Origin of the sequence: Microbacterium sp. Cr-K32 (genome assembly GCF_000708345.1) — a bacterium.
GTDB lineage: Bacteria > Actinomycetota > Actinomycetes > Actinomycetales > Microbacteriaceae > Microbacterium > Microbacterium maritypicum_A.
In genome coordinates this window covers 32,261-54,455 of the sequence record NZ_JARD01000026.1, presented here as the reverse complement: position 1 = coordinate 54,455, position 22,195 = coordinate 32,261, and the positions used below count along the sequence as shown (strand labels likewise).

General features: G+C 69.4%; 20 protein-coding genes. 14 read left to right on the top strand and 6 right to left on the bottom strand.

Translation table 11 applies throughout. The features are described from left to right. Positions 1-82: 82 nt before the first annotated feature. From GZ64_RS0112840 to ligD, 7 genes are all read left to right on the top strand, one after another. Positions 83-1,042, top strand: a complete 960-nt coding sequence (locus tag GZ64_RS0112840; protein ID WP_051668039.1) for an ABC transporter ATP-binding protein — start codon at positions 83-85, stop codon at positions 1,040-1,042. Further along, the gene (locus GZ64_RS0112835; RefSeq protein WP_029266973.1) at positions 1,039-2,058 is read left to right on the top strand and encodes an ABC transporter permease; all 1,020 of its coding nucleotides are present in this window, start codon (positions 1,039-1,041) and stop codon (positions 2,056-2,058) included. The genes GZ64_RS0112840 and GZ64_RS0112835 overlap by 4 nt, the downstream gene beginning before the upstream one ends. A gap of 262 nt (positions 2,059-2,320) precedes the next feature. Continuing rightward, positions 2,321-5,455, top strand: a complete 3,135-nt coding sequence (locus GZ64_RS0112830; RefSeq protein ID WP_029266970.1) for a lamin tail domain-containing protein — start codon at positions 2,321-2,323, stop codon at positions 5,453-5,455. Positions 5,456-5,619: 164 nt separating this feature from the next. Continuing rightward, positions 5,620-6,231, top strand: coding sequence for a LysE family translocator (locus GZ64_RS0112825; protein ID WP_029266964.1), 612 nt, complete (start codon positions 5,620-5,622; stop codon positions 6,229-6,231). A gap of 89 nt (positions 6,232-6,320) precedes the next feature. Beyond that, positions 6,321-8,795 (top strand): ATP-dependent helicase, encoded by a 2,475-nt coding sequence (locus GZ64_RS0112820; protein WP_029266962.1) that lies wholly within the window; start codon positions 6,321-6,323, stop codon positions 8,793-8,795. 62 nt (positions 8,796-8,857) lie between these two features. Beyond that, complete coding sequence (locus GZ64_RS0112815) at positions 8,858-10,063, top strand: SseB family protein (protein WP_029266960.1); 1,206 nt, start codon at positions 8,858-8,860, stop codon at positions 10,061-10,063. A gap of 88 nt (positions 10,064-10,151) precedes the next feature. Continuing rightward, positions 10,152-11,225 carry a non-homologous end-joining DNA ligase gene (gene ligD, locus GZ64_RS0112810; protein ID WP_021198874.1) on the top strand — a complete coding sequence of 358 codons (1,074 nt, stop codon included), beginning with the start codon at positions 10,152-10,154 and terminating at the stop codon, positions 11,223-11,225. Positions 11,226-11,235: 10 nt separating this feature from the next. On the opposite strand, the gene GZ64_RS0112805 is transcribed toward ligD, so the two are convergent. Together GZ64_RS0112805 and GZ64_RS0112800 are read right to left on the bottom strand one after the other, a co-directional pair. Then, complete coding sequence (locus tag GZ64_RS0112805; protein ID WP_029266959.1) at positions 11,236-12,279, bottom strand: ATP-dependent DNA ligase; 1,044 nt, start codon at positions 12,277-12,279, stop codon at positions 11,236-11,238. A 46-nt stretch (positions 12,280-12,325) separates the two neighbouring features. Next, positions 12,326-13,777, bottom strand: a complete 1,452-nt coding sequence (locus GZ64_RS0112800) for a phytoene desaturase family protein (protein ID WP_036331531.1) — start codon at positions 13,775-13,777, stop codon at positions 12,326-12,328. Between the two features lie 72 nt (positions 13,778-13,849). Here GZ64_RS0112800 and GZ64_RS0112795 point away from each other — a divergent pair, with 72 nt between their 5' ends. Then, positions 13,850-14,338: an SLC41A family transporter gene (locus GZ64_RS0112795; RefSeq protein WP_136025462.1), complete on the top strand. Its 489-nt coding sequence runs from the start codon at positions 13,850-13,852 to the stop codon at positions 14,336-14,338. Continuing rightward, positions 14,284-14,865: a GNAT family N-acetyltransferase gene (locus GZ64_RS0112790; RefSeq protein ID WP_197020529.1), complete on the top strand. Its 582-nt coding sequence runs from the start codon at positions 14,284-14,286 to the stop codon at positions 14,863-14,865. Before GZ64_RS0112795 ends, GZ64_RS0112790 begins: the two co-directional genes overlap by 55 nt. A 26-nt stretch (positions 14,866-14,891) precedes the next feature. Here GZ64_RS0112790 and GZ64_RS0112785 read toward each other — a convergent pair whose 3' ends face one another. Further along, positions 14,892-15,692 (bottom strand): AraC family transcriptional regulator, encoded by an 801-nt coding sequence (locus GZ64_RS0112785; RefSeq protein WP_081859753.1) that lies wholly within the window; start codon positions 15,690-15,692, stop codon positions 14,892-14,894. Between the two features lie 54 nt (positions 15,693-15,746). On the opposite strand from GZ64_RS0112785, the gene GZ64_RS20215 reads away from it, so the two are divergent. Both GZ64_RS20215 and GZ64_RS19170 read left to right on the top strand, forming a co-directional pair. Continuing rightward, complete coding sequence (locus GZ64_RS20215; RefSeq protein ID WP_231479897.1) at positions 15,747-16,169, top strand: hypothetical protein; 423 nt, start codon at positions 15,747-15,749, stop codon at positions 16,167-16,169. After that, entirely contained in the window at positions 16,157-17,029 is an 873-nt protein-coding gene (locus GZ64_RS19170; RefSeq protein WP_231479896.1) for an MFS transporter, read from the top strand. The genes GZ64_RS20215 and GZ64_RS19170 overlap by 13 nt, the downstream gene beginning before the upstream one ends. 21 nt (positions 17,030-17,050) lie before the next feature. Here GZ64_RS19170 and GZ64_RS0112775 read toward each other — a convergent pair whose 3' ends face one another. Together GZ64_RS0112775 and GZ64_RS0112770 are read right to left on the bottom strand one after the other, a co-directional pair. Beyond that, positions 17,051-18,286: an acyl-CoA dehydrogenase family protein gene (locus GZ64_RS0112775; protein WP_029266953.1), complete on the bottom strand. Its 1,236-nt coding sequence runs from the start codon at positions 18,284-18,286 to the stop codon at positions 17,051-17,053. A 69-nt stretch (positions 18,287-18,355) separates the two neighbouring features. Next, positions 18,356-19,015 (bottom strand): TetR/AcrR family transcriptional regulator, encoded by a 660-nt coding sequence (locus GZ64_RS0112770; protein ID WP_029258576.1) that lies wholly within the window; start codon positions 19,013-19,015, stop codon positions 18,356-18,358. Between the two features lie 60 nt (positions 19,016-19,075). Here GZ64_RS0112770 and GZ64_RS0112765 point away from each other — a divergent pair, with 60 nt between their 5' ends. The 3 genes from GZ64_RS0112765 to sucD all read left to right on the top strand — a co-directional run bounded on the left by GZ64_RS0112765 (position 19,076) and on the right by sucD (position 21,632). Then, on the top strand, positions 19,076-19,429 hold the full coding sequence (locus GZ64_RS0112765) for a DUF2510 domain-containing protein (RefSeq protein ID WP_021198865.1): 354 nt from the start codon (positions 19,076-19,078) through the stop codon (positions 19,427-19,429). Positions 19,430-19,544: 115 nt separating this feature from the next. After that, on the top strand, positions 19,545-20,711 hold the full coding sequence (gene sucC, locus GZ64_RS0112760) for an ADP-forming succinate--CoA ligase subunit beta (RefSeq protein WP_021198864.1): 1,167 nt from the start codon (positions 19,545-19,547) through the stop codon (positions 20,709-20,711). Positions 20,712-20,729: 18 nt separating this feature from the next. Beyond that, entirely contained in the window at positions 20,730-21,632 is a 903-nt protein-coding gene (sucD, locus tag GZ64_RS0112755) for a succinate--CoA ligase subunit alpha (RefSeq protein WP_021198863.1), read from the top strand. A gap of 51 nt (positions 21,633-21,683) precedes the next feature. On the opposite strand, the gene GZ64_RS0112750 is transcribed toward sucD, so the two are convergent. Continuing rightward, entirely contained in the window at positions 21,684-22,193 is a 510-nt protein-coding gene (locus tag GZ64_RS0112750) for a mycothiol transferase (protein ID WP_036331529.1), read from the bottom strand. Between the last annotated feature and the right edge of the window lie 2 nt (positions 22,194-22,195).

Sequence of the window (22,195 nt, the reverse complement as noted above, 5' to 3'; positions counted from 1 at the left end):
TTGTGTCACCCCTCTGCGGCCGGGCCTGAGCATCCGCCCCGAGGTCCCGGAGGCGACGGACTCCGGATGCCAGACTGACCGCATGACCGGAATCGTGGTGCAAGACGTCAGCAGAGCGTTCGGGACGGTGCAGGCGGTGAGGGGCGCCACTCTCCGGGCCGAGCCCGGCCGGGTCACCGGCCTCGTGGGGCCGAACGGAGCAGGCAAGACCACTCTGCTGCTGATGCTCGCCTCCCTCCTCGCTCCCGACACCGGGACGATCAGCATCGGAGGCGTCGACCCCTCCGTCGATCCGCTCGCCGCACGACGCCTGCTCGGATGGATGCCGGACGCTCTCGGTGCGTGGCCGTCGCTCACCGCACGGGAGACCATCGTCACGACCGCCCGCCTGTACGGCATCGAGAAGCCGCAGGCCGCGGTCCGTGCGGAGCAGCTGCTCGCCCTCGTCGGGCTGACCGAACTCGCCGACTCCCCGGCCAAGGTGCTGTCGCGAGGGCAGAAGCAGAAGCTGGGCCTGGCACGCGCGTTGGTGAACGACCCGCAGGTGCTGCTCCTCGACGAACCGGCTTCCGGTCTCGATCCGGAGGCGCGGGTGCAGCTGCGGGTGCTGCTGCGCCGTTTCGCGGCGGAGGGGCGCACCGTGCTGATCTCGAGCCACATCCTCTCGGAGCTCGAAGAGGTCGTCGACGACGCGGTCTTCCTCGTCGCCGGTGCCGTCGTCGATGCCGCACCGGCGCGGAGCATGCTGCGCGCGTGGCGGGTGCGTCTCGCCGGTGCGACCGAGGATCGGATGAAGGCCGATGCCTGGCAGGTGGCCTCGAATCTCGGTATCGCCCACGAATCCCTCTCGCAGGATCGTGGAGCGGTGCTCGTCGGATTCGAGGGAGAGGATGCCGCAGCACAGGCCCTTCGACATCTGATCGAGGCGGGGCTCCCGGTCGTGGAGTTCGCTCCGGCGCAGAACCAGTTGGAGCACACGTTCCTGAACCTGCATCATGCGACACCACCCCAGGCATCCACCGGAACGGAGGCGGGCGCATGAGCCTCGCGAACATCGGCATCATCGCCCGACTCGAACTGACCCAGCGCCTGCGCAGCGTGGGCTGGTATGTGCTGCTCGGGGTCTTCGCCCTGGTGCTGCTCGGGGTCACGGGGCTCTCGTTCGCCGTGTACTCCTGGGGCGATGCGGTCGGTGCCGGCGTCTACTCGATCGTCGTCAACATCGTGCTGCTGCTGGTCGTGCTGGTGTCGCCGACGCTCAGCGGCAACGCGATCAACGGGGATCGTGATGCCGCGACGCTCGCGGCCGTGCAGGTGACCGCCGCGTCGACCGGCGACATCATGCTCGGCAAGCTCGTCGCGGCCGTGGCGACCGGCGGCGCCTTCCTGGTGGTCGCGGTGCCGTTCCTGGCCCTGTCGTTGCTGGGTGGGGGAGCGAACCCGGCCGTGCTGCTCATCTCCCTGCTCGTGCTCGCGGCCGAGATCATCATCGTGGCCGCGATCGGAGTGGGGTTGAGCGGACTCATCGCGCGTCCGCTGTTCTCGGTCGCGACGACCTACCTGGTCGTCGCCGCGCTCGTGTTCGGAACGCTCATCGTGTTCGGACTCGGCGGCATGGCGGTGCGCAGCGAAGCGACCGTGTACTCGCGCCCGTACGACGCGAACGGCACGCCGGACTGTGATCGCTGGGAGGTGAACAGCACCCAGGATGTGCCTCGGTTCGATCTGATGTGGTGGACGCTCGCCGCGAACCCGTTCGTCGTGCTCGCCGACGCGACCCCGACCGAGTACGCGACGGGGGGTTATCCCGTCGACATGTTCGGTCAGATCAAGTACGGATTGCGCAGCGCGCAGCTCTCGCCCTTGGAACAGCGCTGGGACGAGTGCGACCCCGGTGGCGGGTACCGCACACCCCAAGAGGTGATCGACTCGACGGTGCCGAGCTGGTTCGTCGGCCTGGGGGTGCAGATCGTCATCGCGGGTTCGCTGTTCGCGGGGGCATGGGCGCGCACGCGGACGCCGGCTCGCCGGCTGCCCCCGGGCACGCGCATCGCCTGAGGCTCTTCCCCTCGGGCACGTTCCGGTCGCACCACCCGCCGTTCCGGACGCTCTGATGCGGCGGCAAGTGGGACCGGGACGGGAACCGGGAACGGCGAAGACGTGGGCAGCGGATGGCCACCTTCCGTTCATCTGCCGTGCACTCGGCGGATCCTCTGCGGCCACGTGGGGTCGGTGGTCTGGGCGGGTACCCGACTGAGTCCCCCCTCCGGTCCGGCCCTGCACCCTGGGGTCTGCCGGCCCAGCCACCCAGGAGTCCTCCATGCCCCGCCTGCACCGTGCAGCGGCGGTCACGGCGGTGTGCGCCTTGAGCGCCGCCGCCCTGCTCGCCACTCCCATCGCCGCGATCGGCGCCGACCCCGGCATCCGCCCGTCCGTGGCGACGTCGACCGCTCCGAGTCTCGTCCTGAACGAGATCGTCTACGACGACGCGGCGACCGGCCTCGCCGACCAGGTCGAGATCTACAACGCCGGGACCGAGGTGGTCGATCTCGCGGGGTGGAAGATCGCGGACGAGAAGCGCGACACCTTCGGCGCGGCCCCGGATGGCACGTCGCTCGCCCCGGGGGAGTTCCTGGTGCTGGTGAAGGACGTCGACTTCGCGTTCGGGCTCGGCAAGGGCGACGAGGTCGTGCTCTTCGACCCGGACGGCACCGAGGTCGACTCCTATGCGTATGCGAACACCGCGCCGCTGTCGGTGTGGGCGCGCTGCCCTGACGGCACGGGTGCCTGGGCGCCGGCGACGCAGGTGACGCCCGGCGCTGCGAACGATTGCACGGTTGCTCCTGTCGCCGGTTCGATCGTGATCAACGAGGTCGACTCGCAGCCGGCCGACTGGGTGGAGTTCCACAACCCCGGCACCGCTGCGCTCGACATCTCGGGCTACGAGATCCGGGACAACTCGGACGATCACCGCTGGCAGTTCCTCCCGGGAACGCAGATCGGCGCGGGACAGTTCCTCGTGGTCGAAGAGGGTACGGTCGGAGTCTCCGGAGGCGTCGAGGCCGCATTCCGCGAGCCGATCGGCATCGGCAGCGCCGACCGCATCCGCCTCTACGACACCTCGGGCGCGATGATCGACGACACGCTCCCGTGGCAGGGGCACGCGGCGATCGACGGCGACTTCGCCGCGGCCACCCTGGCGCGCTGCCCTGACGGCGTCGGCTCCTTCGTGCTCGCGCACCCGACCCCGGGCGCCACGAACTCGTGCGTCATGCCCGACGTCGTGATCAACGAGATCGAGTCGAACGGCGACACCACAGATTGGGTCGAGGTCGTCAACACCGGCAGCACGGCGGTGGATCTCTCCGGCTGGACCGTGATGGACAGCGACCCCGTCGGCCACGCCGGTGAAACCACTCCGTTGCCCGCAGGCACGATCCTGCAGCCCGGAGGCTACTTCGTCTTCGACCAGCCGGCGAACTTCGTCTTCGGTCTCGGTAACGGCGATACCGTGTCGATCCGCGACGCGAACGGCAACACGGTCGATGAGCACGTGTACGCCGCGCATGCCACAGGGGTCCTCGCCCGCTGCGCCGACGGCACCGGCGACTTCGTCGACATCGCGGTCTCGACCAAGGGGCTGCGCAACGCCTGCGGCAACCCCGTGCGCATCAACGAGGTCGAATCCGACGGCGGCTCGCCCGACGACTGGGTGGAGCTCGTGAACCCGACGAGCACGGCGCTCGATGTGTCGGGCATCGTGGTGAAGGACGACGACGACACCCACGCGTACGCGATCCCGGCCGGAACCCTCCTCGGCGCGGGGGAGTACCTCGTGATCGAGCGGGCGCAGTTCGGCTTCGGTCTCGGTGACGGCGATGCGGTGCGGGTGTTCGACGGCGACCTGCTCGTGGACGAGACCACCTGGGGCGCGGGCCACGCCGCCACCACCTGGGGGCGTTGCCCCGACACGACCGGCGCGTTCGCTGTCACCGCAGCGCCCACGAAGGGCACCGCGAACGTGTGCCCCGGCGAGGTCGCCGTGTCGCCGTGGCCCGGCTCTGCCGAGGTGCGCGTGGTGGACGGCATCCCCACGTTCCTCGAGGACAGTTCGGGCCTCGACGTGCAGGAGACCGCCGACGGCGCCTTCCTCTGGGCTGTCGACAACGGTGAAGGCCGCATCTGGAAGCTCGATGCGCACGCCGACGGCTCGGTCGAGAAGGCGGAAGGGTGGGATGCGGGCAAGCGCGTGCGCTTCCAGAAGGACGCCGCGAACCCGGGAGCCGCGGGCCCCGACACCGAAGGCATCACGGTCGACGGAGACGGCTTCGTCTACGTGGCGTCCGAACGCGACAACAGCGCCAAGGGCGTGACCCAGAACGTGGTGCTGAAGGTCGACCCCGAGGCCTCGGACGGCGATCTCGTCGCCCAGCAGGAATGGGATCTGACCGCGTTGCTTCCTGCCGTCGGGGCGAACCTCGGCATGGAGGCCGTGCAGTGGGTGCCGGATGCCGCGCTCGCCGGAAAGCTCTTCGATGACAGGACGGGTGCGGCGTACGACCCGAGGGACTACGCCGGTCACGGTGACGGGCTGTTCTTCGTCGCGGTCGAGGACAACGGTCACGTCTACGCATTCGCCCTCGGGGCCGACGGCTCCGCGACGCTCGTGTCGGAGATCGCTCCCGGTCTCACCGGAGTCATGGCGCTCGACTACGACACCGTGCGCAACACCCTGTGGGCCGTGTGCGACGACGGCTGCCAGGGCCGCTCCGCCGAGATCACGCTGAACGGCACCGGGCAGCCGAGCCTCGTGCACTACGCCCGCCCTGCCGGGATGCCCGACATCAACAACGAGGGCTTCGCGACCGCGCCGGCCTCGCTGTCGGTCGACGGACAGCGCCCGGTGTGGTGGTTCGCCGACGGGTTCGCCTCCGAGGCGCTGCGCACGGGAACGCTGCCGGGAGTCGACGACGGCACCCCCGGCGGCGAGACCCCGCCGCTCCCCGGCACCGGCCTCGTCGACGACAATCGCCACGGTCTGACGGTGGACCCGTCGGTCGCGACCCGCGGGCAGAAGGTCACGATCACGGTCGGGGCCGGCGGCGCGGGAACGGACGTGTCGGTGTGGATGTACTCCGACCCGACGCGGATCGCGTCGGGGACGCTCACGGACGCGGGCACCATCTCGGTGACCGTCCCGGCGGACGCTCCGCTCGGCGCGCACAGGATCGCGGTGTTCGATGCGAGCGGCGCGCTCCTCGGTTGGGCGGACCTCCGCGTCGCGGCGGGTAACGGGGCCGGTGCCGGGGCCGGGGCCGGGGCAGGGGCAGGGGCAGGGGCAGGGGCCGGTGGGCTGGCGACGACCGGTGCGGAACTCCCCGTCGCCGCCCTCGCACTGGCGCTGATGCTGCTCACCGCCGGTGCGGTGGCCGTGCGGCGCAAGCGCACGGCATGAGCCATGGGAGGGGGCGCGCGCGTGCGCTCGTGTGCGCCCTCCCATGGCCGGACGGTCACGTGCCCGCCGCTCCGCGTGGATCATCTGCAATGGAGGATGCGCGCGGGCCCCGGCACCGCTAGACATGGGGGAGGCGCGGAAGGACCGCACGCGGAGGGCCGTCGATGAGCATCGCATTCCTGCTGACCACCCTGGTGATCGTCGCGACGCCGGGGACCGGTGCCGTCTACTCGATAGCGGCGGGCATCTCGCGAGGACGCCGAGCGGGCGTCATCGCCGCGTTCGGCTGCACCCTCGGTGTCATCCCGCACATGATCGCCGCGATCACGGGGCTCGCAGCGATCCTGAACGCCTCCGCGGTCGCGTTCGAGACCATCAAGTGGCTCGGCATCGCCTATCTGCTGTTCCTCGCCTGGCAGACCATGAGGGACAAGTCGTTGATCCAGGCCGACGAGAGCGTCGCCCCGCTGTCGTCCTGGCGTGTGATCCGCACCGCTGTCCTCATCAACGTGCTCAATCCCAAGCTCACGATCTTCTTCTTCGCCTTCCTGCCCCAGTTCGTCCCGGCCCAGACGCCGAACGGCACCTGGCAGATGGTCGGGCTCAGCCTGGTGTTCATGGCGCTCACGTTCGTGGTCTTCGCGCTGTACGGCGTCTTCGCGGCCACCATGCGCGCCCAGGTGCTGGGGCGACCGAGGGTCATGACGTGGCTGCGCCGCTCCTTCGCCGCGACGTACGTGCTCCTGGCCGGACGTCTCGCGCTGGAGACCCGGTAGCCTGCTCGGGACGCCGCGTCGTGAGCAGGCCTCCGGACGGCGCGAGGCCGTGCCGCGGTGTCGGTGCCGACGCCTAGACTCATAGGGCCATGACCGAAGCTCCTCTCATCGTCCCCTCCACCGCCGGTCCTCGCTCGTCGGGAGCCCCGGGGCAGGACGATCTCCTCGCCGGCCTCAACCCTCAGCAGCTCGAGGCCGTCACCTACCGCGGCCCGGCGCTGCTCATCGTCGCGGGCGCCGGATCGGGCAAGACGAGCGTGCTCACCCGCCGCATCGCCTCGCTGTTGCGGGCCCGAGAGGCATGGCCGAGCCAGATCCTCGCGATCACCTTCACCAACAAGGCCGCGGGCGAGATGCGCGAGCGTGTCGAAGGGCTGATCGGCGATGCCGCCCGTGGCATGTGGATCTCCACGTTCCACTCCGCGTGCGTGCGCATCCTGCGTCGCGAGGCCGAGCAGTTCGGGTACACGAAGTCGTTCACCATCTACGATTCGGGCGATTCGCGGGCTCTCCTCAAGCGCCTGGTCAAAGAGCACGAGGCCGATGCCTACGGGCTCACACCCGCGTCCGTGCAGTCGCGCATCTCGAAGCTGAAGAACGAGCTGTCCGACGCCGAGTCGTATGCGCGTCAGGCCAACATGAGCGACCCGGCCGAGCGCGTCTTCGTCGAGGTCTTCGCCGACTACCAACGGCAGCTGCAGAAGGCCAACGCCTTCGACTTCGATGACCTCATCGGGCAGACCGTGTATCTGTTCCGAGCGTTCCCGCAGGTCGCCGACACCTACCGTCGTCGTTTCCGTCACATCCTGGTCGACGAGTACCAGGACACGAACCACGCGCAGTACTCGCTGATCCACGAGCTCACGCGCCCCGTGTCCGGTGCTGCCGGTGCCGCGCCGGATCCGTATGCCTCCAACGGCATGATGATCTTCGAGCCCGATCCCGCCCCCACGGCAGACGCCGGCGAACCCGGTGCCTCGCTCACCGTGGTCGGCGACTCCGATCAATCGATCTACGCGTTCCGCGGCGCGGACATCCGCAACATCAGCGAGTTCGAGCGTGACTTCCCCGGCGCCCGCGTCGTGCTGCTCGAGCAGAACTACCGCTCGACGCAGAACATCCTGTCGGCGGCGAACGCGGTGATCGGCAACAACTTCGATCGCAAGGACAAGAAGCTCTGGAGCGACAAGGGCGACGGCGATCCCATCATCGGTTTCACCGGCTACTCGCAGCACGATGAGGCGCAGTTCGTGGCTGACGAGGTCGAGGCCCTGCACCGCGCCGGCATGCCCTACTCCGAGATGGCGGTGTTCTACCGCACCAACTCGCAGTCCCGTGCGCTGGAGGAGATCTTCATCCGCTCGGCGGTGCCGTACAAGATCATGGGCGGCACCAAGTTCTACGATCGCGCCGAGATCAAGGACGCGCTCGCCTACCTCGTCGCCGTCGCGAACCCGGCCGACGAGATGTCGGTGCGCCGCATCCTGAACAAGCCCAGGCGCGGCATCGGCGACGTCACGGAGACGGCCATCGCACGGTTCGCCGAGGAGCACGGGATCAGCTTCCGCGATGCACTGTCGATGCCGGGTCAGCTCGGGGTCGGGCCGAAGATCCAGACGGCGATCGGGCAGCTCGACGCGGTGCTCGCCGAAGCCGCCGCCATCCTGACCCCCGCGAGCGGCGAGCTGCCTCCCCCCACCGCGGTGGCCGACGGCCTGAGCCTGTTGCTGGGCAAGAGCGGATACCTCGACGCCCTGCGTGCGAGCCGCGACCCTCAGGACGAGGCGCGCGTGGAGAACCTCGACGAATTCGTCGCGGTGGCTCGTGATTTCGCGCGCAACAACCCGGAGGGCACGATCGTCGACTTCCTCACCGAGGTCGCTCTGGTCTCCGATGCCGATGACCTCGACGACGAGTCGGGCTCGGTCTCGCTCATGACCATGCACACGGCGAAGGGCCTGGAGTATGACGCCGTGTTCGTCACGGGCGTCGAGGAAGATCTCATCCCGCACCGCATCTCGGCCGGCGAGCCCGGGGGACCGCAGGAGGAACGCCGTCTCTTCTACGTGGGCATCACGCGTGCGCGCAAGCGTCTGCACCTCTCTCTCGCGATGACGAGGGCGCAGTTCGGCGAGGTCACGGTGGCGATGCCCAGCCGCTTCCTGCAGGAGATCCCGGCGGGCCTGATCGACTGGCGACAGTCTCCGGGCGACGTGAACTCGCGCGGGGGGATGCAGTCGCGCGCACTGAACGCGCGTCGCCAGGGCGGCTTCGGCGGCTCGGGCTCGGGCGATCGTTTCGCGGTGAAGTCGCTGCCGGGTCGAGACTCCCTGAAGCCGCTGTCGACGGCGATGGACAAGTTCCCCAACCGGGTCACGGCCAAGATGCGCGACAACGGTGATCTCGAGCTCGCCGCCGGCGACCGCATCCGTCACGTCGACTTCGGCGAAGGGCGGGTGGATGCGGTGACGGGCGAGGGCGCCAAGCGCATCGCTCACGTGCGATTCGACTCGGCGGGGCAGAAGAAGCTCCTCATCAAGGTCGCGCCGATCGAGAAGATCTAGCCCACCGCAGGTGTTTCCGCCTCGGCGAAACACCGACCGGATTGCCGGTTAGGCTGGCTCATATGGCCCTCTTCTCCCGCCGCAAGAAGTCCGGTGACGATGTCGTCGCCCCCACCGCCGAGGCTGTCGCGAGCGATAGCGCGCCGAACGACACCACGCCGAACGACACCACGCAGAACGGTGCGGGCGCGGTCGCCGGAGAGCACACGACGTCAGAGAGCCCGACCGCCGAGCAGCCCGTCGAAGCGCCCTCGATCGGGATCTCGGTGCAGGCGTTCCGGGGCGTCGGTGCTGAGGCCGGCCCCGAGGTCTCCCTTCCGACGTCCGACGGTCCTTCGAGCTCCGACGCCCCGTCCGTCTCGGCGGCGCCCGCCGCGCCGCAGGCTTCTCCCTCTCCGCCCGTTCAGCCCGAGACGCCCCAGGAGCGGCGCCTGCCTCTGGCCTCCGTGCTGCCGCCGGAGCAGACCGAGACCGTCGCCGGCATGAAGGACAATGTCCTCCTGCGTGAGGCCCTCAGCGAGATCGAGGCGGGCGCGACCAACGACCAGCTCCTCGGCGTCATGCGTCAGGCTCTTCAGGGACACCTCTACATCCGCGTGAACGGCGATGCGCGTGCCCAGATCAGCGAAGGGAAGGCGCTCTCCGTCGCCGTCGTCCGCGACAGTGAAGACAACCAGTACATGCTGGCGTTCAGCTCGGCCGGCGCGGTACGTGATTCCGTGCAGCTCGAAGCGGACCCGTCGTCGACCTCGGCGGTGGCCCAGCCCGTCACCTCGGTCCTGCAGCAGGTCGTGTCCGGAGATTTCGCCGGCCTCATCGTCGACAACGCGTCGGCCCCGCATCGGGTGGTGTTCCCGACGGAGCTGCTGCAGAAGACGCTCGAGCAGGCCGATGTCGACATGACGGTGAAGAGCATCCTCGCCGCTCCCCGGGAACAGGATTCCGTCGTCAAGGTCGGCGAAGCCCTTGCGACCACGCGGATGTGGGTCGCGGTCAACGACGGCTCCGGCGGTGGCCCCGTCGGTATCGCCGAAGCGCAGACGACCGACGGACGTCGGTTCCTGCAGCTGTTCTCGCACCCGCTCGAGGTCATCGCGCTCGGACGCGGCGACCGTCCGCTCCCGTTCGCGCCGGAGCAGCTGGCGAAGGTCCTCACGAGCCACGCCGACATCGCCGGAGTGATCGTGGACTCGGCCGGTCCGTCGATCGTCGTCGAGCGGGCTGCGCTCACGCCGGTCCTCGTGCTCGCGGTCGACCTCGGCGACTGAACCGACCCGGACACGGACGATCCGGACTCCGCGCACTGTCCGCGTCGGCGGGGTTCCGTCTGTCCGGGCGGCGCTCTAGGGTCGGAGCATGGCCTCAGAACGCGTGACCCTGACCGTCGCCGACTCCGATGGAGAACGCGAGGTCGCGCTGTCCAGCCCGAACCGCGTGGTCTGGCCCGACCTCGGCATCACCAAGGCGGAGCTGGCCGAGTATGTGCAGCTCGTCGCGGTGCCGTTCCTGGCGGCGAACGGCAACCGCCCGGTCTCGCTCGAGCGGTTCCGTGACGGCATCGGACCCGCAGGCGGGGCGCGGGCCGAGGGCTTCTTCTCGAAGAACCCGCCCAAAGGTACCCCGGACTTCGTCGACGCGGTGACGGTGACATACAACAGCGGGCGCCAGCATCCGCAGATCGTGTTGAACCGTGCGAGCGCGATCGTGTGGGCCGTGCAGATGAACACGATCGTCTTCCACCCCTGGGCGTCGCTCGCCACTGACGCGGACAACCCCGTCGAGCTGCGCATCGACCTCGATCCGCAGCCCGGTACCGACTTCGCAGATGCGGTCACGGCCGCGCACACCCTGCGCGAGGTGCTGCGCGAGGCGGGTCTGGAGGCGTTCGCCAAGACCAGCGGCAACAGAGGATTGCACGTGTTCGCGCCGATCGAGCCGACCCACGAGTTCCTGGAGGTGCGGCACGCCGTGATCGCCGCCGGGCGCGAGCTGGAGCGACGGATGCCGGAGCAGGTCACGACGAACTGGTGGAAGGAGGAGCGGGGCGCGCGCATCTTCGTCGACTTCAATCAGGCCAACCGCGACCGCACGATGGCCGGTGCCTACAGTCCTCGAGCGCTTCCCGGAGCGACCGTGTCGACGCCGGTGGCCTGGGACGAGCTCGACGGTCTCGATCCGAAGGTGTTCACGGTGCGCAGCATCCCGAAGCGTCTGGGCGAGGTCGGCGACCCGTGGGCGTCGATGCCGCACAACCCTGGCCGCATCGACACGCTGCTGGAGTGGTGGGAGCGCGACACGCAGAACGGTCTCGGCGAACTGCCTTTCCCTCCGGAGTTCCCGAAGATGCCGGGTGAGCCGCCGCGCGTGCAGCCGAGCAAGAAGGTCGCAGCGAATTGGGACGAGGACGGCACCCCGGCCGAGAAGGAGTGAGGGCTCCCGCTCAGCTCAGGACATCGGCGAGGTCGTAGCCCTCGACGGTGTCCAGCTGCTCATAGGTGCATGAGCGGGCGTCGCGATCGGGGCGCCAGCGTTCGAACTGCACGGTGTGGCGAAACCGCGCGCCTTCGAGTTGGTCGTATCGCACCTCGAGCACCCGCTCCGGGCGCAGCCGCACGAACGACACATCCTTCGATCCGCTGAATCGCGACCGCTCGCCCTCGGCGGTCACGGCGTCGCCCGACTCGTCGCGCTCGACCAGCGGGGAGAGCTCTTCGACGAGCTCCTGCCGACGGGCATCGCTCCACGCGGCCACGCCGCCGACCTGGTGGAGCTCCCCGTCGTCGCCGTACAGCCCGACCAGCAGGGAACCCACTCCCGATCCGGACTTGTGGATGCGATAGCCGAGCGCGACGACGTCGGCGGTGCGGGCATGCTTGATCTTGAACAGAGTGCGCTTTCCCGGCGCGTAAGGCTGGTCGAGCGGCTTCGCGACGACACCGTCGAGCCCTGCCCCTTCGAACTCGGCGAGCCAGCGCACAGCGGCGTCACGATCGCGGGTCGTGCGGGTGATGTGCAGCGGATGTCCGACGCCCTCCATGAGGGTCTCGAGGCGTGCGCGCCTCGTCTCGAACGACTGTCCGAGCAGGTCCTCGATTCCGACGGCGAGCAGATCGAACGCGATGAACATGGCTGGGGTCTCGACGGCGAGCTTCGCGACGCGTGAGGCGGCGGGGTGGATGCGCTGGCTGAGGGCCTCCCAGTCCAGGCGCTGCGAGCCGTCCGGCCCGGTGGCGACGACGATCTCGCCGTCGAGCAGGCACGGTTCCGGAAGCAGCTGGGGGATCACGTCGACCAGTTCGGGGAAGTAGCGGGTCAGCGGCTTGGCGCCTCGTGACCCGATCTCCACCGTCTCCCCGTCCCAGGCGATGAGTCCACGGAAGCCGTCCCACTTCGGCTCGTACAGCAGTCCGCCCGGCGTCTTCGCGGGGTCGGGGACGGCCGGCGCCGCCTTGGCGAGCATCGGCGCGGGGATGTCGTAGCGCATGCTCCCATCCTGGCCGCCGATGATCCGCGGCGGAAGGGGAGGACGATCAGCCGAAGAGGTCGGTCAAGGTGGCGGGTTCTCCGGCATCCCGCAGCGCCGTGCGGGCGGCATGCCAACCGGCCATCCCGTTCACGGAGGGGCCGGGGGGTGTCGAGGCGGACGCCAGGTACACGCCACGCATCGGCGTGCGCCACGGGGAGGGGGAGAGAACCGGGCGCCGGAGCGCCTGGCGCATGTCGAAGACGCCACCGGAGATGTCGCCACCGATCTCCGTGGGGTTGATCGCCTCGCGCGACGACGCCGGGACGGCGTGGTGCGCGAGGATGAGGTCGCGGAAGCCCGGAGCGAAGCGCTCGACCTGGGCGGTGATCAGCTCGGTCGGATCGAGGTCCGAGCCCGGGGGCACGTGGATGTACGCCCAGAGCACGGCCTTCCCCGCGGGGGCGCGTGAGTCGTCCAGTACCGATGGCTGCACGGCGAGCACATACGGGCGCTCAACCACGCGTCCGGCGGCGACGGCGTTCTCACTCGCCCATACCTCGGCGCGGGTGCCGCCCAGATGCACGGTCGGGGCCGCTGCCACGTCGGCGTTCGTCCACGGGATCGGGCCGTCGAGCGCGAAGTCGACCTTCGCTGCTCCGGGCCCGTACCGGTACGAGCGGAGGGCCCGTGCGTAGCCGGCGGGCACGTCGGGATGCGTGAGGGCGAGTCGCGGCGAGGTGTTGAGCAGCAGCAGGTCGCCCTGCTGCGGGTCGCCCCAGTCCAGGGCACCGAGATCGGAGACGGGGGTGCCCGCCTCGATCGTTCCGCCGTGCTGCTCGATGTCGGCGACCATCGCGTCGGCGATGCGCTGCGCACCTCCGCGCGGGTACGGCCAGCCGCCTGCGTGTCCGAGCGCGGCCAGCAGCAGCCCGGCCGCCGCACCCGCGAGGGAGGGCTGCGGCGAGTTGGCGTGCGCTACCACCCCGGAGATGAGCGCCGCCGCCTCCTCCGTGCGGAAGGCGCGAGCCGCCAGGGGAGTGCCCTGGTCCAGCATCCGGATCGCGAAGCGCGCGGCGGTCAACGGATCGCGGGGGATGCGGAGCAGCTGGTTGCCGGTGAAGTCGACCACGCCGTCGATGTGGCTGCTGAGTGGACGCAGGCGAGAGATCCAGGCGGATCCGTCTACTCCGAGATCCGCCGCCGTGCGCTCGATGTCGCGCCAGGCGATCGCTGCGCGCCCGTCGTCGAGCGGATGCGCGTACGAGGCGTCGGGACGGATCCACTCGATCCGCCGGTCGAGGCCGAACGCCTGGAAGAACGGGGAGGAGAGGGCGGCCGGATGCACGGCGGAGCAGAGGTCGTGCCGGAACCCCGGAAGCGTGGATTCGCGTGTGCGCACCCCGCCGCCGATGGTGTCGGCGCCCTCCAGAACTCGCACCCGATAGCCGGCGCGCGCGAGCGTCACTGCGGCAGCGAGCCCGTTCGGGCCGGAGCCGATGATCGTCGCCTGGGCCATGACGTCAGTTTGGCACGTATACAAGCGGAAAACGGTCGGCTGTACCCCTCTGGGCGTGCGATCCTGGAACTGATGAAAGAAGTACAGGGGCCGACCCCCGCAGGCACCTCCCGTCCATACCGTTCGCTCCCGGAGGCGTTGCGCGCGCACCGCATCGATCCGGCCAACCACGCGTTCATCACCGCCATCGTCGACGCGATCGGGATCAGCTCGTTCATCGACCGCGGTCGCTACATCGAAGCGATCCGTCGAGGTGAAGGCGCCCCTCTGCACATCGGGCGCACCTACACGAACGGCTTCACCGAGGACGAGCGCCTCGTCGTCGGTTCCGCTCCGCTGCGTCTGCAGCCGAGCGAAGGCCGGGCGCCGTACTTCTACGTGAGCCACCCCAGCGAGTTCATCCCGCTCACCCCGCCGCGCGCGGCCAAGCGCACGACGACTCCTCGCGTCTCCGCCCCGCGGGCCGAGAAGGCTCCGAAGCCGGTCGAGGATCGCGACTACGGCGTGTGCGACGTGTGCTTCATGGTGAAGACGCCGTCCGGCGGCTGCGGCTGCGACTGACCGTGAGCGCCGAGGCGGGATCCGGGCTCGACCGACCGTCGATCCGGCTCGCCGACCTGACCGGACCCGACGCACTCGAGGTCGGTGCGGCTGTGCGTGCGTATCTGCTGCAGACCGAGCGGGAGAAGAGTCTGCAGGAACACGGATCCGAGCGCGATCCCGCCGTGCCGCTGCCCGACCGCTATCTCCGCGAGGTCGATGACCCGGCCGAGGCGTACGCCGCGCATCGAGTGCGGGTCGCGCAGTTCGACGAACGCATCGTCGGGGTCGTGGTGCTGTCCGTGCACGACGGTGTGGCGGAGATCAAGCGATTGTGGGCGCAGCCTGACGTGCGCGGCCGCGGGGTGGGTTCGGCGCTGTTGGACGCGGCGGTGGCCGATGCGGTCGATCTCGGTGCGTCGCAGGTGCGGCTGTCGGTGTGGGAATGGCGGGACGGCCCCGTGCGTCTCTACGAATCGCGAGGCTTCGAGCGGGTGCCCTCGTGGGACGATCGCGAACGCCTCGTGTGCATGGCGCGCGTGGTCTGAGCCGACCGCAGTCGTGGTCCTTCCCCTCACGCGGTCGGTTGCGACAGCCGGTATCGGCCGGGGGTCATCCCGACGAGCGGTGTGAACTGCTCGATGAACTGACTGGTCGTGGCCCACCCGCATGCGGAGGCCGTGTCGGTCACCGTGGCGCCGTCGGCGAGCAGGACGAGTGCCCGATGCACGCGCAGTTGCAGGCGCCACTGCCGGTATCCCATGCCGGTCTCCTGCTGGAACAGGCGGCTCAGCGTCCGCTCGGCGGTGCCGGTGCGTGCGCCGAGTTCTCCGAGCGGCACGGGCAGGGCGAGGTCATCCTCGACGATGCGTGCGGCACGGCGCAGGCGCGGATCGTGGGGCTCCGGGAGATGGAGTGGCTGCTCGGGCGCGGTCACGACTTCGTCGACGACCACGCGGCGCAGGTGGTCCAGGGCTTCGTCGCTGCGTGTGCGGTCGGACGTCATCGACAGCACGGCTTCGCGCGCGAGTGGCGTCGCGACGAGCACCGCAGGGGAGGCCGGGAGCAATGCGGCGAGCTCGTCGGTCAGATGGACGATGCGCATGTCCGTGCGCCCGTGCGCGCGATGGCGATGCTCGGCGCCGGCGGGCACCCAGGCCATGCGGGTCGACGGCGCGATCCAGGCGCCCTCGTCGGTGAGCAGCGACAGCACTCCGGAAGCGGCATGCACCAGGTGTCCGAGCGGGTGGGCGTGGCGGGGGGAGGTCTCGGCGTGCGCGAACCGGTAGGCGCCCTCCATGGGCAGGGCCGCCAGGGAATCGAAGTCGACCAGATTCAGGTCGACCATTCGCGAGGATTGGCGGGTATTCGGCATCAAGATGCAGTGTACGTGTTTCCTGACATACCGGGTGAATGCTGGACTCGATGCATGACCACGATGCAGGAACCGTTCGACACCGCGCCGACCCCGTTGACCACGCCGTCCACCCGGCGCGGCGGCATCCTCACCGGGATCTACGTGGGCACCGGCCTGCTGCTGATCGCGCTGAACCTGCGCATGGGCGTCGCTTCTGTCGGACCCGTCCTCCCCGCGATCGAGCAGGACCTGGGGATCCCTGCAGCCGCGGCAGGGCTCCTGACGACGATCCCCGTGTTCGCCTTCGGCGCCTTCGCGTTCTTGACGCCCGCGCTGACACGCTGGATCGGACTGCATCGGCTGCTCGCGCTGACGATGGTCGTGGTGGCACTCGGGATCGGCATCCGCCTGCTTCCCTCACCCGTGGCTCTCTTCGGCGGCACGGTGTTGGTGGGGCGGGCATCGCGGTCGCGAACGTCTGCATGCCCGCCGTGATCAAGCAGGACTTCGCGCACCGTCTCGGTCTGATGATGGGGCTGTACTCCACATCGCTGTTCCTGGGTGCCGCCGCGGCGGCCGCATTCACGGTGCCGTTCATGATCGCCCTGGACGGGTCGTGGCGTGGCGCGCTGGGGGTCTGGGCGATTCCCGCCGCACTCGCCCTGGTGGTCTGGCTGCCCCGGGCGATGCGTCGGGTCGTCACCTCCCCGGCGGTGGCGGGCGTTCCCGTCGATGCGATCACGGAACCCATCGACGAGCCGCGGATGTCGGCGCTGTTGCGGGACCCGGTCGCGTGGGCGGTCACCGCGTTCATGGGGTTGCAGAGCCTGAGCTACTACGCGGCCCTGACCTGGATTCCCACGATGCTGCAGGACGGCGGGGTCTCGGTGTCGGATGCCGGGGTGCTGCTGTCGTACTCCAGTTTTCCCGGGATCGCGGCGGCGCTCCTCGTGCCGACGATGATGCGCCGCATGCGGCCGACGTGGCTCCCCGTCGTGCTCTCCGCGCTGCTCTGCGCGGCGGGGCTGATCGGCCTCCTCATCGCGCCCGGTGGAGCCGCGCCCTGGCTCTGGATGACGCTGCTCGGTCTCGGGCAGGGGGCCGCCATCTCGCTGTCGCTGACGTACATCGTGCTCCGCGCGCCGGATGCGAGGCACACGGCGCACCTGTCGACGATGGCGCAGGGAGTCGGCTACCTGCTGGCCGGCTTCGGTCCGCTCGGCCTCGGCATCCTGCACGCCGCGGTCGGTGGGTGGGTCGTCCCGGTCCTGGCGCTCGTGCTGCTCCTCGCGGTGCAGGCGGTCGCGGGGTCGGCGGCGAGTCGAGAGCGCCACGTGAGCGCCCGACGCCGGTGAGTCGACTCCGGGGATCCGACCTCAGGCGAACGCGCTCATCCCGGTGATGTCGCGCCCGAGGAGCAGGGCCTGAACGCTCTCGGTGCCCTCGTAGGTGTGGATGGCCTCGATGTCGGCCATGTGCTGCATCACGCCGTTCTCGAGCAGGATGCCGTTGCCGCCGAGCAGATCGCGGGCGGTCGAGGCGATGCGCCGCGCGGCACGCGTGTTGTGGAACTTCGCCAGCGAAGCCTGGGTCGGGCGCAGTTCACCGGCGGTCTCGAGGTCTGCCATCCGCCGGCAGTACAGCTGCATGGCGGTGAGGTCTTCGAGCATGTGGGTCAGACGCTCCTGGACCATCTGGAATCTGGCGAGGGGCTTTCCGAACTGCACCCGCTGGGTGGCGTAGGCGAGGGCGGCCTCGTAGCAGGCGGTCGCGTGTCCGAGCGCCGACCAGGCGACACCGGAACGAGTCGCGTACAGCACGATCGAGGCGTCCTTGAAGCTCTTGGTCCCCGGCAGCACCGCATCGAGGGGCACCCGCACGTCGTCGAGCACGATGTGTGCCTGGTGGATCGCGCGCAGCGAGGCCTTTCCGCGGATGACGCTGCCTGTGTAGCCCGGGGTCTCCTGCTCCACGAGGAAGCAGCGCACGGCGCCATGCTCTTCGGCGCCCTCGTCGTCGATGCGCGCCCAGACGAAGGTGATGCCGCCGGAGGCGCCGTTGCCGATCCACTTCTTCGTTCCGCGGAGGATCCAGCCGTCGCCGTCGCGGCGGGCCACGGTCTCCAGCGAGACGGAGTCGGAACCGTGATCGGGCTCGGTCAGGGCGAACGATCCCAGCACCGAGCCGTCGGCGAGGCCCGTCAGCCACTTCTCCTGCTGCGCGGGGGAGCCGAACAGGGCCAGGGTGCGCAGGGCGAGTCCGCCCTGCACCGCGAGGATCGTGCCCAGGGAGCCGTCGCCGCGGGAGATCTCCATGTTCACCAGTCCTGCGGCCAGTGGCGACAGGCTCGTGAGCGACGGGTGCTGCACCCCGTCGACGACGAGGTCCATCTCGCCCATCCGACGCGCGGCATCGAGCGGATACTCCGCACGGTCCCAGGCGTCGGCCATCTGCGGGGCGACCTCGTCGACGTAGGCCTTCGCGCGGTCCCACGCCTCCCGATCGGCGGCGGGGATGTCGGTGAAGACGGCGTAGTAGTCGCTGTCCTGACGTCCGGTGATGTCGTACGACGAGACGCGCTCGCCGGGGAAGGGGGAGGCTGCAGTGCTCATGGGACTCCTTCGTGGCACCAAGTATCGTACTCCTCGATACTCGGTTCCACGACCCGACCGCACGCCGAGCTAGTCGAGCTGTGACTGCAGCCTGCGGCTGACCTCGGCGATCGGCATGGACCGGGGGAACACCGCGACCACCATGTCATCCGGGGCGGTGGCCGCCTCGCCCGCAACCCCGTAGCGACGGCGGACGTCGGCCAGCGCCGTCTGCAGTGTCGCCAGCGGCACCTTCTTGCGGCCACGCAGCAGCTGGCGCAGCACATGGTTGTGCACGGCCGTCACCAAGGCGGCGAAGCCGACCGCGTCCAGGGGATCCACGCCGGGGAGTGCCCCGCGCAGGTAGTCGTCGAACAGTCGCTCGTAGCGGAAGACCGTGATGATCTCGCGCTCGCGCAGCACGGGGACCTGTCGCACGATCTGATAGCGGCGCCTGGCGAGTTCCGGGTCGTGCGCGAAGTGGGCGAAGACCGACTCCGAAGCCGCGCACACCGCGCCCCACGGGTCATCGTGCCCCTCGTCGAGGAACTCCCTGAGCTGTTCCAGAAGCACCTCGTGATCCGCGAAGACCACGTCCTCCTTGCCGCCGAACTGGCGGAAGAAGGTCGAGCGGGAGACGCCGGCGGCCTTGGCGATCTGCTCCACCGACGTTTGGTCGAACCCCTGGGCGCTGAAGAGTTCGAGCGCTGCGGCGACGACGCCGGTGCGCAGTTCTGCGGATTCGTGCATGGCGAAAGCCTAGACCTCGCCGGGCGGAGAAGCCGAGGCGTCGCCGTCATACTGAGGAGCGTGAGAGATGACGGGATTCCGGCGGGCTGGTTCGACACGCGGCGGCGCGGGACGCGGCGCTGGTGGGACGGCACGCGATGGACCTCGCACATCTCGGTGCGCGGGCGCGAGACGACCATGGCCGAGGACAGCGCATCGGTGCGCCGCCAGCTCCTCGTGTGCGAACTTGTGCTCGGTGCCGTCATGATCGGCGCGATCCTCATCGCCCTGTGGGGCTCGTTGCCGGTGGTCGTGGTGCGCCCCGTGATCGTCGCCACGGGCACGGCCCTGGTGGTCATGCCGTTCCTGATCACCCGACAGCTTCGACGGGTCGCCCTCCCCGCGCGTGGAGCCGGAGTGCCGACTCGACGCTGAGCGGTCGAGGCGCCGGGGCCGCAGGAGCGCTCAGTTCGGGGTAGTAGGCTGGGGGACTGGTCGATGTCTCGACATCGAGAGAATTACCAGACAGCAGCCCAGTGAAGGAACCACAGTGGATCTGTACGAGTACCAGGCACGAGACGTTTTCGAAAAGTACGGAGTGCCGGTCCTCGCCGGCATCGTCGCGGACACCCCTGAAGAGGTGAGGGCGGCTGCCGAGAAGATCGGCGGAGTGGTCGTCGTCAAGGCTCAGGTGAAGACCGGCGGCCGTGGAAAGGCGGGCGGCGTTAAGGTCGCCAAGACGCCCGACGAGGCGTACGAAGCAGCGAAGGCCATCCTCGGCCTCGACATCAAGGGCCACATCGTCAAGCGCGTCATGGTCGCTCAGGGTGCGCGCATCGCCGAGGAGTTCTACTTCTCCGTGCTGCTCGACCGCGCCAACCGCTCCTACCTGAGCCTCTGCTCGGTCGAGGGCGGCATGGAGATCGAAGAGCTCGCCGTCGAACGCCCCGAGGCGCTCGCACGCGTCGAGGTCAACCCGCTCACGGGCATCGACAAGGAGAAGGCCGTCGAGATCGCTCGCGCGGCGAACTTCCCCGAAGACCTCATCGAGAAGGTCTCCGATGTCTTCGTGAAGCTCTACGACGTGTACAAGGGCGAGGACGCGACGCTGGTCGAGGTCAACCCGCTGGTGCGCACCGAAGAGGGCGACATCATCGCGCTCGACGGCAAGGTCACGCTCGACGACAACGCCTCCGAGATCCGTCACCCCGAGCACGAGGCGCTCGAGGACAAGGATGCAGCCGACCCGCTCGAGGCCAAGGCCAAGGAGTCGGGCCTCAACTACGTGAAGCTCGACGGCGAGGTCGGGATCATCGGCAACGGCGCGGGTCTGGTCATGTCGACGCTCGACGTGGTCGCCTACGCGGGCGAGAACCACAACGGCGTGAAGCCTGCCAACTTCCTCGACATCGGCGGCGGCGCCTCGGCCGAGGTCATGGCCGCCGGCCTCGACGTCATCCTCGGCGACCCGCAGGTCAAGAGCGTGTTCGTCAACGTCTTCGGCGGCATCACGGCGTGCGACGCCGTCGCCAACGGCATCAAGGGCGCCCTCGAGACGCTGGGGGCCACGGCCTCCAAGCCGCTCGTCGTGCGCCTGGACGGCAACCGCGTCGACGAGGGTCGCGCGATCCTCGCCGAGTACGCACACCCGCTTGTGACCCTGGCCGCCACCATGGACGAGGGCGCCGACAAGGCCGCCGAGCTCGCCAACGCCTGAGACTGAAGGACGAGAAGAATGTCGATCTACCTCAACAAGGACTCCAAGGTCATCGTCCAGGGCATCACCGGCGGTGAGGGCACCAAGCACACCGCACTGATGCTCAAGGCCGGCACCCAGGTCGTCGGTGGCGTCAACGCCCGCAAGGCCGGCACCACGGTCTCGCACACCGACAAGGACGGCAACGCCGTCGAGCTGCCCGTCTTCGCCTCGGTCGCTGAGGCCATGAAGGAGACCGGCGCCGACGTGTCGATCGCTTTCGTGCCCGGTGCGTTCACCAAGGACGCGATGATCGAGGCCATCGACGCCGAGATCCCCCTGCTCGTGGTCATCACCGAGGGCGTGCCCGTCGGCGACTCGGCCGAGGCCTGGGCCTACGCGCAGAGCAAGGGCAACAAGACCCGCATCATCGGCCCGAACTGCCCCGGCATCATCACGCCGGGCGAGGCGCTCGTGGGCATCACGCCCGCGAACATCACGGGCAAGGGACCGATCGGCCTCGTGTCGAAGTCGGGCACCCTGACCTACCAGATGATGTTCGAGCTGCGCGACCTGGGCTTCTCCACCGCCATCGGCATCGGCGGCGACCCGGTCATCGGCACCACGCACATCGACGCGCTCGCGGCGTTCGAGGCCGACCCCGAGACCAAGGCGATCGTGATGATCGGTGAGATCGGTGGCGACGCCGAGGAGCGTGCCGCCGACTACATCAAGGCGAACGTCACGAAGCCGGTCGTCGGCTACGTCGCGGGTTTCACGGCTCCCGAGGGCAAGACCATGGGTCACGCCGGTGCGATCGTCTCCGGTTCGGCCGGCACCGCTCAGGCGAAGAAGGAGGCACTCGAGGCCGCCGGCGTCAAGGTCGGCAAGACGCCGTCCGAGACGGCAGACCTGATGCGCGCGATCATCGAAGCGCTCTGATCTGAGCTACGCTTGATCTGAAGGCCCCGGACTCCACTCCGGGGCCTTCTTTCATGCCCGTTCGGTCGGTCCGGCGGCTCGGCGGCGGGCAGCGAGTATCGCTGCCCTCAGGATGTCGAGCTGTCCGGTGTTCCAGCCCAGCTCACTCAACACGTGGACGTAGATCGCGAGCAGGCTGCGCCGGCTCTCGCCGACTTCGTCGTCGAGCCCGCGATCGGTCAGATTGCTGTCAGCGAGGGCGCTGATGCGTCGACACTCTGCCGTGACGGAGGCGATATCGTCGGTGCGCCGCACTTTCCAGGAGTTGGCGGTGGCCACCGGCAGGCCGATCTCGGCGCGGGGGCGCCCGGTGATCCTCTCGTCGAACCAGACGCCCTCCACGTACGCCGTGTGACGCACGACTCCCAGCAGGCTCGGAGCGCCGGGGATCGGCGCGGACCGCGCCTCCTCTTCGGTGAGGCCTTCGAGGCTGGCCAGAATGAGCTCCCGGTACTCGAGGAGGCGCCGGTCGACGTCCCGTCTCAGGTCGAACGGGTGGTCGTCGCGGTGTCGGTGATGCACGG